The organism is Protofrankia sp. Cj3, assembly GCF_917627355.1.
Lineage (GTDB): Bacteria > Actinomycetota > Actinomycetes > Frankiales > Frankiaceae > Protofrankia.
Map to the genome: position 1 here is coordinate 1,251 of NZ_CAKJTR010000098.1, position 14,420 is coordinate 15,670.

Below are 14,420 nucleotides of genomic sequence, written 5' to 3' on the forward strand. Positions count from 1 at the left end.
CTACCCGGGCGGATCGTCCCCAGTACCGCCGTCCACACGATCGCCCGGCTGGCTCCCTGCGCCGGACACGCCCGACGGCTCATCGGGGACGACCGCTTGCGCCGGCTCCGATCCGTCCCTGGGCTCAGTCGCGTCGCCGGTACCGGCGGACTCCGAGGAGCGGCCGGAGGCTTCCTCAGCGCGGTCCGCGGCAGGGAGCGCCCGGGCGAACGCGGGGCGTACCAGCCGAGGTTTGGCGACGGCCGGCTCACCAAAGTCCGCCCGGCGCATCCGGCAGTACACCGTCTGGAACTCGCCGGCCGCGCGGCTGATACCGAGATCAGCCGCCGCGGACAGATAGGCGAGGGCGTCGGCCCGGTCCATCCCAAGACGGGTGGACAGAAAAAGCAAAGCCGACCGGGTCGCCCGGCGGACGGCATGCGCGAGATCGGCGTGTGCCCCCAGCGTAATCCAATGGGTGTCGGTCTCGACAAAAGGTTCGCGCAGCGCACCAAGAACAGCCTCGGCCGCGGCTGCCTTCAGGACGGTCAGCCGGAAGGTCGCCCGCAGCGGCCCCTCCAGCGCGACCGCGGCGGCCTTTCCCGCACCCAGGGAATAATGTGGGTCACCAACGGCAAACAATGCGCCGGGAACCTCTACCGGGAGAAACAACCGGGCACCGGCACCGAGTTCACCGCAGTCAAGAGCGCCCCCGTACGTTCCGACCGAGGTCGAACGAAGCGGCCCGGCACCGTTGATCGCGACCGACATGATTCCCATGAACGGTGACAGCGGAAAACGCACCTTCCGGCCCTCAGCTCCGCCCAGCGTGGCGAAGAGCCGGCCCCGGCGCCGTTCGACGGCACAGAAGCTGCTCGCTGTCCGGAACGCCGTCCAGTTACGGGCGGTCGCGGCGGGACCGGGAGGAGCGTTCTCGGGAAACTCCCCGGCGAGCAGTCCCGCGCCATGACGGATCGACACCACGCCGTACCTGGCCCGCGGGTGCAGCGAAACCACATCCACCCGCAGCAGGTCGCCGGGGTCAGCACCGCGGACGTACACCGGTCCGGTCACCACATGCGGACCGTCCACACCGAACCGATGCGGAATTCCCGAAGCGGCAATCATGCGAGCGTCATCGAGGACCTCGGATGTCGACACGCCGAACCGCGCGAAGAAGGCGTCCGGGTCACGCCCCTGATCGTCGAGGATCCCCTCCTGGCTGACCGTGTCGACCGTCACCGTGGCACCGGACTCCACGCTCAGCACCGGCCGTGTCTCAGCGGTCGGCACCTGACCCCACATGACTGTCTCAGGGGTGGACGGGAGATAGTGTTTTCCGTCTACTTTTCCCTTGCCCGGTTGCAGCGCCACTACAGCGCTACCACCGCGACGCCCGCGGCCACCCGCGGCGCCCCGGACGACAGACCCGTTCGTGACGGCCGACCGCCTCAGCCACCGGGCCGGGACGGCTTCCCGACAAGGAGCCCCGACCTGCGATCTGGTCATCACGTGGCACGGGCGTCAGATTCGCAGTGAAACATGACACATCTGTTTCTGACATGTTGCAGTCCTATGCATCCCCCTTCAGGTATCGATACCCCTTCAAGCATCGCTGCCTACCCATGCCCCAGTGCCCACCCATGCCACCCATGGCACCCGGCACCCGGCCCCGTCGACCGGCGCGCGCCCGCCAGGCCGGCCTTCAGGGACGGGTGAGCAGCAGCGAGCCGACCGCGTCGACCTCGGCGGTCCAGCCGGAGCGCACCAGGCAGTTCGCCTCGACGAACTCGATGACCGCCGGCCCCGTGACACCGTCACCCGGTCCCAGCGCCGCGCGGGGCACGACATCCACCTCCTGCCAGGAACCGTCCAGGTGAACAGAGCGCCGGCCACGCACCGCGGCGGGATCGGCGGCCGGCGCGGTCAGCCGGGGACGCCGGCCCGGCAGTGCCGCCACCATGCGGACGGCCACCACTTCCACCTCCCGATCCGGTGCCACATGCCCGTACCTGCGCATGTGCTCGGCCTCGAACCCCGCCTGCACCCGGCTGGCGGAAACCGCACCGCTGGACTCTGTCAACCCGCAGGCGGACGCGGCCACGATCGTCAGCTCATGCGACTGGCCGGTGTACCGGCAGTCGACCTGACGCTCCACCGTGAGCGCGGCGGCGTCCGCCGTACCCACCGCAGCCTGGACGGTCCGGGTGAGCTCGGCGAAAGCGGCGGTCAGGTCAACCTCGGTGAGAGGGCCGCGCAACGCGCGCAGGTAGTCCCGGCGGACGCCGCCGAGCGCAAGACCCAGCGCGGAAAGCACGCCGCAGGCCAGCGGTACCAGCACCCGGCGCATCCCCAGTTCCTCGGCCAGCGCGCAGGCATGGGTCCCACCGGCTCCGCCGAAGGCCACCAGGGTCAGTTCCCGCGGATCCAGCCCGCGTTCCACCGAGACCACCCGCAGTGCCCGGACCATCTCCGCGTCGGCGACCGCCACCACGCCGGCCGCCGCGGACACCGCCGACAGGGCCGCCGTCCCCGGTGTCCCCACCGCCGCTCCCACCGCCGTGCCAAGGCCTGCCAACGCCTTCTGCGCGGACGCCCGGGACAGGACGACCTCGCCGCCGAGATTCGCGCCGTCAGCCAGATAGCCGAGCACCAGGTCCGCGTCGGTGACCGTCGGCTCCACGCCCCCGCGGCCGTAGCAGGCCGGGCCGGGATCAGCACCGGCCGAGCGTGGCCCGACCCGCAGGGCACCGCCGGAATCCACCCACGCCACCGACCCGCCGCCGGCGCTCACCGAGTGCACGTCGACCGTGGGCAAGGTGATCGGTACACCGGCCAGCACCGACTCGCCGGTGGTCTGCGCACGTCCCCCCAGTACCGGCGCGACATCGGTGGACGTTCCGCCCATGTCGAAGGTGAGCAGATCGGTCACGCCCGACAGGCCCGCGACGTACGCGGCACCGACCACGCCAGCGGCCGGCCCCGAGAGCACACAGGCGGCGGCGTGCCCGGCCGCGGTCTCAAGATCCACCACACCCCCGGAGGACTGCATGACCAGGGGCACCGGCAGCCCAGCGGCCACGCACCGGCGGGCGAGCGCCCGCAGGTAAGCCGACAGCTTCGGCGTCAGGTAGGCGTCGGCGACGGTGGTGGCGAACCGCTCGTACTCCCGGAACTGCGGGAGAACCTCGTGCGAAGCCACCACGGTGACCCCCGGCAGGCCGCTCCGCAGCGCATCGGCGACCTGGCGCTCGTGCTCGGGATGGAGAAAGGAGAACAGCAGGCACACGGCCACGGCCTGAAGACCGTCAATAGCCGCGAGGGCGGTGGCGACCTGCCGCGGAGCCTCGGGGTCCAACGCCACGACCACACCGGCGGGACCGGTACGCTCCACGACGGTGTAACGGAGCTCGCGCGGCACCAGCGCCGGCGGGTGATGGCGGGTGAGATCGTAGAGAGCCGGTCGGTTCTGCCGGCCGATCTCGATGATGTCGGCGAACCCCCGCGTGGTCACCAGAGCGGTCCGCGCACCCCGCCGCTCCAGCAACGCGTTGGTGGCGACCGTGGTGCCGTGGGCGAACCGCTCGACCGTCCCAGGCTCGGTGGCCAGACCTGCCCCGCGGACGGCACCGAGCACCCCCACGGATGGGTCGGCGGGCACCGACGGCACCTTCGCGGAAACCAGCCGGCCGCCGTCATCGACAGCGACCAGGTCGGTGAAGGTCCCACCCACATCGACCCCGAGCCACATCGCCACACGGGGAATACTCGCACGGTGACGAACGTGTCTTCGCGCCCGTCTCAGCGCCTGCTCGCGGAGCTCGCTCGCGGGGTCTGCGCAACCGCCCCTCGCGAGGCCTGCGCACCCACCCGTAGCCTGCGGATACCCGCGGCAAGGACGGTCCCTGCCACATATTTGGCACACTTACCATGCCCGTGGCCTGTCTCACTGGTCACAGCGTTCGGACAGATCAAGTAAGGCCTGCGAGTAGCCTGAGCACACGACAACGGAAGGGCCCGCGCGGCGGGCCATAACAGAGGGTAGATAGAGGGGAACGCCCCCGTGACAGCACCGACGGTACCCGAGTCCGGACCCGACTTCGGCCCCAACGAGTGGCTGGTATTTGAGATCTACCAGCAGTATCTCGCGGACCCTGAGAGTGTTTCGCCGGAGTGGCGCGAGTTCCTCTCCGACTATCAACCGGGCGAGGTGAACGGGCAGCCGGGTACGGCCGAGCCCGTCCCCCCTGTTGTCATAGCTGGTTCCGTGCCACGGCCAGGCCAACTGGACGCCACCCCCACCGACCAGCCGCGCGGCACGGTGATCAACACGGCCGCGGCCGCGGCTGCGGCCACGCCTGCCCGGCCACCGGCATCCGGGCAGGCCGTGCCAGTCCCGACGAACGGCGTCCCCACGTCGCCGCTGCGCGGTGCCGCCGCCCGGGTAGCCGCCAACATGGAGACGTCCCTGCACGTCCCGACGGCGACGTCGGTACGCGCGGTCCCGGCCAAGCTGCTCGCGGACAACCGGATCGTCATCAACCGGCACCTGGCTCGGTCCCGTGGCGGCAAGGTCTCGTTCACCCATCTGATCGGGTATGCGATGGTCAAGGCGCTCGAGACGGCGCCGGCCATGAATCACTCGTACGCTGAGATCGCCGGCAAGCCGACCCTCGTCGAGCCGGAGCACGTCAACCTCGGGCTCGCCATCGACCTGATCAAGGGAACCTCCCGGCAGCTGGTGGTTGCCGCGGTCAAGCAGGCCCAGGCCATGGATTTCAGCCAGTTCTGGCTCACCTACGAAGACCTCGTCCGGCGTGCCCGCACGAACAAGCTCACCGCCGACGACTTCACCGATGTGACGATCACCCTGACCAACCCCGGTGGCATCGGCACCGTGCACTCGGTCCCGCGCCTGATGCAGGGGCAGGGAACAATCATCGGCGTCGGCGCCATGGAGTACCCGGCCGAGTTCCAGGGGGCGTCCACCGAAACCCTGTCGAAGCTGGCAGTCTCAAAAATCATCACGTTGACCAGCACCTATGACCACCGGATCATTCAGGGTGCGCAGTCCGGCGAATACCTGCGCCGGATGCACCAGCTCCTGCTCGGCGAGGACGGTTTCTACGAGGAGATCTTCCGCTCGCTGCGCATACCGTACGAACCGGTGCGCTGGGTCACCGATATCACCTCGTCCCACGATGGCGATCTTGACCACGGTACCCGGGTACTCGAACTGATCCATGCCTACCGGGTGCGCGGACACCTGATGGCCGACACGAACCCCCTTGAGTTCGCCATCCGCAGCCACCCTGACCTCGACATCATCAGCCATGGCCTGACCCTGTGGGACCTCGACCGCGAGTTTCCCGTCGACGGCTTCGCCGGCCACCGCCGGATGACGCTACGCGACATTCTTGGTGTCCTGCGGGACTCCTACTGCCGCCGGGTCGGTATCGAGTACATGCACATCCAGGAGCCCGACGAGCGGGTCTGGATCCAGCAGCGGGTCGAACGGGCCGCCGAGCGCCCCGACCCGGCCGAGCAGCTGCACGTCCTGGAGCGGCTCGGCGCGGCCGAGGCGTTCGAGTCGTTCCTGCAGACCAAATACGTGGGCCAGCGGCGATTCTCGCTCGAAGGCGCGGAGTCGGCCATCCCCCTGCTCGACGAGGTACTCCAGCGGGCCGCTGAAGCGGGCATGGACGAGGTCACCCTCGGAATGGCGCACCGCGGCCGGCTGAACGTGCTGGCGAACATCGTCGGCAAGTCCTACCGGCAGATCTTCGCCGAGTTCGAGGGCTACGTCGACCCGCAGACGGCGCACGGTTCGGGCGACGTCAAGTACCACCTCGGCGCGGAGGGCATCTACACCAGCCCGGACGGTCGCCAGGTGCCGATCTCGCTGGTGTCCAACCCGTCCCATCTGGAGGCGGTCGACCCGGTGCTGGAAGGTGTCACCCGGGCCAAGCAGGACATGCTCAACAAGGGTCCCGAGGGCTTCACGGTGCTGCCGGTGCTCGTCCACGGGGACGCCGCCTTCGCCGGCCAGGGCGTGGTCGCCGAGACGTTGAACCTCTCGCAGCTGCGTGGGTACCGCACCGGCGGGACCGTGCACGTCGTCATCAACAACCAGGTCGGGTTCACCACGTCACCGATCGCCAGCCGGTCGTCGGTATACGCGACCGACGTCGCCCGGATGGTGCAGGCCCCCATCTTCCATGTGAACGGGGACGACCCCGAGGCGTGTGTACGAGTCGCGCGGCTGGCCTTCGAGTACCGGCAGGCGTTCCACAAGGACGTCGTCATCGACATGGTGTGCTACCGGCGGCGCGGGCACAACGAGATGGACGAGCCGTCGTTCACCCAGCCGCTGATGTACGACACGATCGCCACGAAGCGGTCGGTCCGTAAGCTCTACACCGAAGCGCTGATCGGCCGTGGTGACATCACGCTGGCCGAGGCCGAGCAGGCCATGAAGAGCTACTCGGTACAGCTGGAGAAGGCGTTCGCCGAGACCCGTGACACCAGCCAACGCCCAGCTCACGGGCCTCGGCTGGTGACGACTCCAGCGGAGGCCGCGGCGGCTGCCGCCGTGTCCACCGCCGTGTCGCTGGACGCCATCAAGATGATCATAGATACCCAGACCGCCCTGCCGGCCGGATTCACCGTTCATCCGCGGCTGCGCCCGCAGCTCGAGCGCCGGGCACAGATGATCGCGACTGGGACGATCGACTGGGCGTGCGCCGAGACCATCGCCTTCGGCTCGGTCCTGCTCGACGGCCGGCCTATCCGCCTTGCCGGGCAGGACAGCCGGCGCGGTACCTTCGGCCAGCGGCACGCCGTTCTGGTCGACCGGCACAGTGGCGAGGACTACTGCCCGCTGAAGTCGTTGGAGGCCGAGGAGGGCGCCGGCACCTTCTACGTCCACGACTCGCTGCTGAGCGAGTTCGCGGCGATGGGCTTCGAGTACGGCTACTCGGTGGCTCGCCCGGAAGCGCTCGTGCTGTGGGAAGCCCAGTTTGGCGACTTCGCGAACGGGGCACAGTCGATCATCGATGAGTTCATCGCGGCGGGCGAGGCCAAGTGGGGCCAGCGCAACTCGGTCGGCCTTCTGCTCCCGCACGGCTACGAGGGGCAGGGCCCGGACCACTCCTCCGCCCGCATCGAACGCTTCCTGTCGCTGTGCGCCGAGAACAACATGCTGGTGTCCGCTCCGTCGAGCCCGGCAAGTTACTTCCACCTGCTGCGCCGGCAGGCGCTCTCACCGGTGCGACGCCCGCTGGTGGTGTTCACTCCCAAGTCGATGCTGCGGCTGAAGGCCGCGACCTCGACGGTCGAAGACCTGACAACAGGATCATGGCGTCCGGTAATCGACGACACAAAGATCGACAACCGGAGCAACGTCCGGAGAGTACTGCTGTCGGGCGGAAAGGTCTATTACGACCTCCTGGCCGAGCAGACCAGCAAAAAGATCACCGATACCGCGCTCGTCCGGATCGAGCAGCTCTACCCCACGCCGGTCGCGGAGCTCGGGGAGGTCCTGAGCACCTACCCGAACCTCGCCGACGTGGTCTGGGTGCAGGAGGAGCCGGCCAATCAGGGCGCCTACCCGCACATGGCCATCCACCTGCCCGATGCCTTGCCGGCGGGGCTGCGGGTGCGCCGGGTATCACGTAAGGCGTCGGCCGCTCCGGCGTCCGGCTCCTCCTCCGTGCACGAGAAGGAACAGAAAGCGCTGATCGAGGCTGCGTTCACCGCGTAAGAACGCCCGAAACGAGGCTGGGACTTGGAAACCGGAGCTGACGGTGTACTTCACCGACAGGGGTATTGAGGAGCTGTCGGCGCGTCGCGGGGAGGAGACCGTGACGCTCGACTGGCTCGCTGACGAGTTGCGTGCGTTCGTCGACCTGCATCCCCAGTACGAGGACGCGGTCGAGGAACTGGCCACCTATCTGGCCCGTCTCGACGACCCGGACAGCTAGGGCGTTTCAGAAGCCAGCTGTCCGGCTCGCGCCGCTTAAAGGAGCGGGGCTGGGGTGCGTGCATCGTGAGGCGGCGGAGGCAGCCACCGGAGGTGGTGGGTGGCGACCGACGAGCCGGGGTACCCGTGCATCGCGCAGCGATGGACGGGGAGCGATGACGCGAGGTGCGTGCCCTGGCCCCGCCCGCCGCGTCCCCTATTGCCGGGCGCTCTTAGCGTGCGTTTGCGATCGCGATCATTTTATTGATCATCGGGATATACAAGGGCTGACCAGTACCGATGGCACTCGGCAGCGCAGGAGATGAGCCGTCCGTCCACATCCGGGGAAGCCCGCCGCCACTTTTCCACAGCTCGCCGGGTGGCGTTCCGTTCGGCGGACCAATCGGCGAGGCTCGTGGGCATGGCCCCGGACCCCGGTCAGCGCTCCTGGCAGAAGACAGCCGACCACCAGTGTGGCGTCATCTCGATCCGCGCCGCTGTCGCGGCCGGGACGACCCGGTCAGCGATTCGATGGCGGGTCAGATCCGGCCGATGGCAGCGGCCCCTGCCCGGGGTGCTCGTGACACGCCCCGGGCCGCTCACCCGTATGCAGTTGTTGTGGTGCGCGCTCGAGTCCATCGGCCCCGGAGCTGTGCTCGGCGGTGCCTGCGCGGCGGCCCTGGGGGGCCTGCACGGCTTTGACGAGGAGAGCGTCACCGTTCTTGTACCGCCGGGGCGACGGCCGGGCCCCCGCCCCGGCGTCGTCATTCGCCACAGCGCTCAGCTCGGCCCCGCGGACGTGTGTCCGCGACCGTATCCGCCGCGGACCCGGCTGGCCCGTTCCGTTGTCGATATGGCCGACTGGGCGGCGCGGCCACAGGTTTCCCATGCCGTCCTCGCCGCCGCTGTACACCAACGCCTGACCACCGTCGCGGAACTGCGCGATGTCACCCGAGCCCGCGGGCCGATCAGACAACGGAATTTGATCACGAAAATACTGAGCGACCTGGAACGTGTCCACGGATCGGTACCCATCGGATGTCAGGACGGCACGTTGAACAACGCCCGGTCAGGCCGGCCGTCGGTCGGCCGGATGATCCCGACACAGGAGTACGGCAGCTCCGCCCTTTCCTCCACCGCCACCCCTTTGGCCGCACAAAGCGAGAGGATATGAGCCAGTTCCGCCAACCGGCCGGGTGCGACAACGACTTTCCAGGGCACCCGTCGCAACAGCACCCTTGTCGTCTCACCGACCCCCGGCTTGACAAGGCCGATGTTCGTGATTCCATAATCCTTCGCCAGCATTTCGACCGCGCGCCAGCCGGCCCAGGTCGGGGTACGGTCCTCCGCTTGGCGCAGCCCATGCGCGACCGCGTCCGACGCGGCGGGAAAGGCCGCCATAACGGTGTCGACGTACCGGCGGGAATAATCCCGGTCAGCCAGGTGCCGATAGTACTTCGCCCCGTGGAAGTCAGCCGGACCGATCAGTGCGGAATTCAGCACGGTTCTGCTCACCAGGCCGCTGACCGTGGAGTTCAGACAGCTGTGCGGGATGAGGAAGTCGTCCCGGGTGCCGTAAACCGACGTGCAGTGGCCCGGATCCGAGAGCACCGCCATGGAGCTGTCCACGCCGAACTGCCCCGCCGCAGCCTGCAGAACCTTCAAGATAGCGCCTTTGCCCGTCCAGCCATCGACGAACTGGAGCGCATGGGGGGCATGGCGGTCCAGGATCCACCGCAACGCGTTCTCGTCAAGCCCCCGGTCCTTGATAATGGAGACCGAGTAGTGCGGCAGCTCGAGCCCGTGCTTCCACCGGGCCCAACGCCGCATGAGGATTCCGGCGGGCGTGCCGGCCCGCGCGAGCGATACAATAACCGGCTTATCCTTGCTTGCAAGCACAAGCTCGGTGGCTATACCGACCGCGGTGGCGACCCGTTCCGCCGACCGCGTGAGGGCATCCTCGAAAAGAGCAAGATAGGAATCCGAGGGTTCGTACTCGACAGGCAGATCCTCAGCGTAGTGACGTCCCTTGGAGAAATCCTCCTCACGGTCTTCAGCGGGGCGCTCCAGCGGGATGTCACTGAGATCCTTCAGCAGAAAGACCACATCCGCGGGATCGTAGGACCCCGAACCCACCGTGCCCGGAATGGCTCCCAGGACCGTACCCTCGCTCAACTCGCTCCCCCTGCCACACGCCCGGTCGGCCAGGTCATCGGACGCCTGTCCGGGCCTCGGGCCGGAATCGTGACCACGGTCACCGGCGCGCACCGACGCAGCATCCCGACCATCCCGGCGACGTCGGCCTCCGCCAGCCCGCCGTTGGCGACCGAATCGACCACGACCACGATGTCGTCGTACAGGCCCGGCCGGACGTTGTAGACATGACTCATCCGGGTGGGGTCGTCCGGCGCCGGGAACGTCAGCGCGCAGCGGATCGCACAGCCTTCGGCGTCGATCGGGTAGACCGGCGAACGCGTTGTCGAGTGGTAAAGCACCGCGCCCGAGATAATTTCATCGAGCGCGGCCCCGATTCGCAACGGTGTGTACATGAGCTCTTCCGTGCCAAGCAGCAGAACGCGTCCGGACGGCTCGGTCAGCACCGCCGCAATCTCCCGGGCGACCGCCGGCACGACCGCCTCGAGCAGTGCCCGGTCCGCCTGCGACCAACCGTGGCGCGCACCGTCGGGAAGCTCGGCCGGCCAGTCAGGCCGTACGGAGCGGACCGGATGACGCCAGGTGGACGGCTCCCGCGCGGCCGCACCGACAGGGTCACCGCCATGGCGGGCCCGAAGCCGTTGCGCGCGCAGAGCTACGTCGTGCGGCACCACCAGCTCTCCGGACAGCAGCGACACCACCCGCACCGGAACACCAAGACGGTCCGCGAGCTCGTTGAACGCACGCCGGGACTCCGGCGGCCGGGCGTCGAACAGCGTCGCCACGGTGTAGGAGGGCCGTGGCGCGAAGGCGTGCAGCGCCTGAATCGTGCCCAGCGCAGTCCGGCCGGTCGAGAGCTCGTCATCCACCAGGATCAGCGGACGCGGCGCCCGCACCACCTCGGGATCGGTCGGCATGAGCCAGTGGTAGGTGGCATGGGAATGTGCCTCGTCAAAGTCGAGCAGGGTGGTGGCGCCGGGTACCACCCGACGAGTGGTATGCAGATAGTCACAACCCGCAATGCCGTCCGCCACCGCATGCCCAAGCGAGGTTGCCGTCTCACAGTAACCGACCACCAGTGGCCCAGCCGTCATCAGCGCACCCCCCAGCCCAGCGGAGTCCTCGCGGACCCGGGCCGCCAGCAGCCGACCAGCCGCCAGCGATTCCCGTGGCGGCACCGGAAGATGTTTGCCGAGTACTCGGCTGACCAGCAGATGTGCCCGCAGCGGATTGCGCCGCAACGCAAGCCCGACCAGCCCGTGCAGGCCCCTGCCCAGCGTGTCGGTTCTGATCCTGATATCGAGCCCCAGCTCGTCCCACAGCCAGTTCGGGCCGCTCGAAGACTGCCCGAGGTGATCCGCCAGGCTCACACGACCTCCGCCCTCACCGCTGTTGCCATCCGGGACAATCCGCGTGTCACCGGAACGTCACGACACTCCGGTCGCGGCCAGAACGTCGACGAACGTGTGGCCCTCCCGCAGGACACCGAAGGCCTGGGCCCGCCGCAGCACCCCTTGCGCCCAGATCCGATGGGGTCCCAGCTCGTTCATCTTGTTCGCGTAGCAACTCGGCCGTACCCCGCCGGCGTCCTCCGCGAGAATCGCTATGGCGTCCACGTACTCTTCGTGGCTGGCAACATGCAGCGCATGCACGGCAGGCACATGACTGGGGTGGATCACGGTTTTGCCCAGCAATCCGTTCGCCTTGTCAAGCACCACCTCGCGGATGAGCCGATCAAGATCGGCGGAGACGAGGCGCAGGCGCAGGCGAGCACCGTCCGCACTGTCATCGACAAGATCAGCTTCCTCGAATGGCGTGACCCGCAGCGCGCTCACGAACAGGCGCTCCGGCTGAGCGAAATATTCCCATACCGGCCCGCTCACCACATGGTCGCCGCCACGGGCACACACGTTGACGATATCCGCGATGCAATCACGGACCACCGCGATGTCGTAGATGGTCAGGTCCCGATTCCGTCGCAACCCGAACAGCCCGCAAAGGTCGGTGGCGCCCAAGCGGACCGCCAGCACGACATCGGCGTGCTTGTCGACGAGCTCCCGGACCCCCGACAGCGCCGCCGCGCGAGTCTCCCTGAAAATAACCTCCGGACTTTCCAGCACGGGCATCGCCCAGAGCATCCGGCCGAGCCGCTCGGCGGCACGCGACACAGCCGCCAACGCCGGCTCTCCGTTTTCAGGACTGAACTTCGGCAGGACGAATCCGGCGAACGCCGCGGCCGCGGCGGAATCAAGACGTGCGGCCAGAAGCGGTATCTGCTCCGTGTCGCGGACCCGGACGAACAACAACGGCGGCCCGCCGCCAGCGGTCGGTGGATCTTCCCCCAGGTTACGAAGAGCGGCAACCACGTTCGCCTCGGCCGCGGCGACCTCGTGGTCAGCGATGGCGTCCTCCAGGCAGAGCACCATCGACGTCACCCCGGCCGCGGTCTGCCGACGGACATCCGCGGCCAGCGTCGGCCGCGTGCCCGGGGCGTAGAGGGTGGCGCCCAGCGCCGTTGCCACAAGCCGGCGGTCCCCATCCGGGAGGATCTCCTCAGGCAACCGGTGAAACAGCGCGTCCGTCCGGTCCGCGTCCAGAAAACCGAAGTGACGCACCCAGCGAACCCCCTATCATCGTCATCCTTTGTCAGCCGTCAGCCGTCAGGCTTGCCAGACGGTACATCGCCCGCCGGCCGTGTGGAATGGCTGTCCGGCAACTTCCCCACCGCTGTCATCCAGCGGACGACCGCATTTCACCCAGCCGCCGGATCACATACTCAACCGGGTCCGTCACGACCTGCCGAACAGCCGCTTGTACTCAGCGGCCGACCGAGCGTTCCGCCCACCGTACATGATCGTCGAACACACATTGTCCGGCGACGAGTCGTGAAAGTAACTTTCATAGCCGATCACGTCCGCGTTCGTCATGAAACTGTCATACATCTTCCGGACGTAGAACGGGTTGTCGCCGCCAGCATCACCGCCACAAGACGTGACACCCCACTCACCCACGCCGACTTTCCGGCCATGCGCACGAGCGAACCGAATGAGATCGCAGAGACCGTTGACGCTGTCGCACTGACGCTGCCACGCCGCCTCGTCCCGCGCCGGCGGGTAGTGATCGTAAGCGTCGATACCGACGACGTCAACGTAGGCATCACCGGGGTAGGCGTCCCATGGATTCCCGCTCGCCGGTACCGGGGAACTGTGGGCATTGAACGTCCAGTCAATCCTGACCTTCGGGTTTGCGGAACGGATGGCAACGGCGATCCGACGAAAACACTCCGTGAAATTCCTGGCGTCGGCGTCCGCATGCCAGTACATGTACATCCCGTTGAACTCCCAGCCGATCCGTACGATGGAGTCAGCCCGGTTTTTGCGCGTGAGAAAGGAGCCGAATCTCCGCCAGTGCTCGTCATAAGCGCCGCGGGCGCACGCGGCATTGCTCCCCTGCCCCTCCGGAAACGTCGGCTGGCTGATGACCAGTTTCCCCGGAAAAGCCGCGAAGTCGTCCACCGGCCAGTCGGGCTCGGATATCGGGCCCCACCCCCTGTCCCGGCTCGTAAAGACGAGCGCCACGTCGACCGGCCGGTCCCGCCACGCGCCAAAGGCCAGATAGGGCGCCAGCTCGTTCGCCAGGTGCACGCCGGACAGCCAGGGCAGGCCCGACAGCCTTCCCCGGGTATCCCAGCCGGTGACCGGTGGTGAACCGCGATTCCGGAGCGCCGGCCCGATGGCGAGGACTCCGGCAGCGGCGACGATGCCGGACAGTACCAGGCCCGCGGCCACCCACCGCCACCCGATCGGCAGCGACCGGGCCCGCTGGTCACCTCTTCGAGAGCTCCCACGAAAACCCGCCCGGAGGCCTTGATGATCATTGGCACGGCGCAAGCGATTCACCTGACAATCAGGGCTTCGTCCGGCGGATGACGGAGAATCACCCCAGTGGGGGCCCTGTCACCCGGTATCCCGCCGACCGCCGCGGCCGCGGCTGCGGCTGCGGCTGCGTTCTCCGGCGAGCTCAGGAACAGGCGTACCCCCCAGGGAAGCTCCGCGCCCTCGAGCGAGACCTCGAGCGTGCGCGCGGCTGTCGCCGGCACCGCCGACACCCGCGCCAGCGGGTGCCCATCTTCGTTCGCCTGCGGTGGGGTCGTCCCCGGCCGCGCGACAAGCACCATCGCCGGCAACGGCCCGTCCGCGCTGATCTGCACGCGCAGGGTGCGGCGGCGCCAGCCAGACCGGGCCAGGGTGTAGGTGACCGTCATCTCCCGGTCGTGATGGTCGTGATAGCCGTTACGGTCGTGCGGCTCATGCGGCTCGTGCGGCTC

8 protein-coding genes and 1 pseudogene are annotated in these 14,420 nt (G+C 68.3%); 2 read left to right on the forward strand and 7 right to left on the reverse strand.

Features of this window, described 5'->3' with window-relative positions; all coding sequences use genetic code 11:
* Both MJ783_RS14330 and MJ783_RS14335 read right to left on the reverse strand, forming a co-directional pair.
* Positions 1-1,353 carry an acetamidase/formamidase family protein gene (locus MJ783_RS14330; RefSeq protein WP_239310938.1) on the reverse strand — a complete coding sequence of 451 codons (1,353 nt, stop codon included), beginning with the start codon at positions 1,351-1,353 and terminating at the stop codon, positions 1-3.
* A 331-nt stretch (positions 1,354-1,684) separates the two neighbouring features.
* Entirely contained in the window at positions 1,685-3,730 is a 2,046-nt protein-coding gene (locus tag MJ783_RS14335) for a hydantoinase/oxoprolinase family protein (RefSeq protein ID WP_239310947.1), read from the reverse strand.
* Positions 3,731-4,042: 312 nt separating this feature from the next.
* Between MJ783_RS14335 and MJ783_RS14340 the strand changes: the two genes are divergently transcribed.
* Positions 4,043-7,741: a multifunctional oxoglutarate decarboxylase/oxoglutarate dehydrogenase thiamine pyrophosphate-binding subunit/dihydrolipoyllysine-residue succinyltransferase subunit gene (locus MJ783_RS14340; RefSeq protein WP_239310939.1), complete on the forward strand. Its 3,699-nt coding sequence runs from the start codon at positions 4,043-4,045 to the stop codon at positions 7,739-7,741.
* A 43-nt stretch (positions 7,742-7,784) separates the two neighbouring features.
* Positions 7,785-7,961, forward strand: coding sequence for a DUF6104 family protein (locus tag MJ783_RS14345; protein ID WP_239310940.1), 177 nt, complete (start codon positions 7,785-7,787; stop codon positions 7,959-7,961).
* Between the two features lie 1,019 nt (positions 7,962-8,980).
* On the opposite strand, the gene MJ783_RS14350 is transcribed toward MJ783_RS14345, so the two are convergent.
* The 5 genes and pseudogenes from MJ783_RS14350 to MJ783_RS14370 form a co-directional block, all read right to left on the reverse strand.
* Positions 8,981-10,114: a cysteine protease StiP family protein gene (locus MJ783_RS14350; RefSeq protein WP_239310941.1), complete on the reverse strand. Its 1,134-nt coding sequence runs from the start codon at positions 10,112-10,114 to the stop codon at positions 8,981-8,983.
* Positions 10,111-11,463, reverse strand: coding sequence for a phosphoribosyltransferase family protein (locus MJ783_RS14355; protein WP_239310942.1), 1,353 nt, complete (start codon positions 11,461-11,463; stop codon positions 10,111-10,113). Before MJ783_RS14355 ends, MJ783_RS14350 begins: the two co-directional genes overlap by 4 nt.
* A gap of 57 nt (positions 11,464-11,520) precedes the next feature.
* On the reverse strand, positions 11,521-12,708 hold the full coding sequence (locus MJ783_RS14360) for an HpcH/HpaI aldolase/citrate lyase family protein (protein WP_239310943.1): 1,188 nt from the start codon (positions 12,706-12,708) through the stop codon (positions 11,521-11,523).
* 174 nt (positions 12,709-12,882) lie between these two features.
* Positions 12,883-13,881, reverse strand: coding sequence for a glycoside hydrolase family 26 protein (locus MJ783_RS14365; RefSeq protein WP_239310944.1), 999 nt, complete (start codon positions 13,879-13,881; stop codon positions 12,883-12,885).
* A 107-nt stretch (positions 13,882-13,988) separates the two neighbouring features.
* Positions 13,989-14,420, reverse strand: a pseudogene (locus tag MJ783_RS14370) (hypothetical protein); the annotation flags it as partial.

Coding starts and splice junctions, on each gene's coding strand:
- MJ783_RS14335 (WP_239310947.1), bottom strand. CDS start 3,730: ATGTGGCTCGGGGTCGATGTGGGTGGGACCTTCACCGACCTGGTCGCT.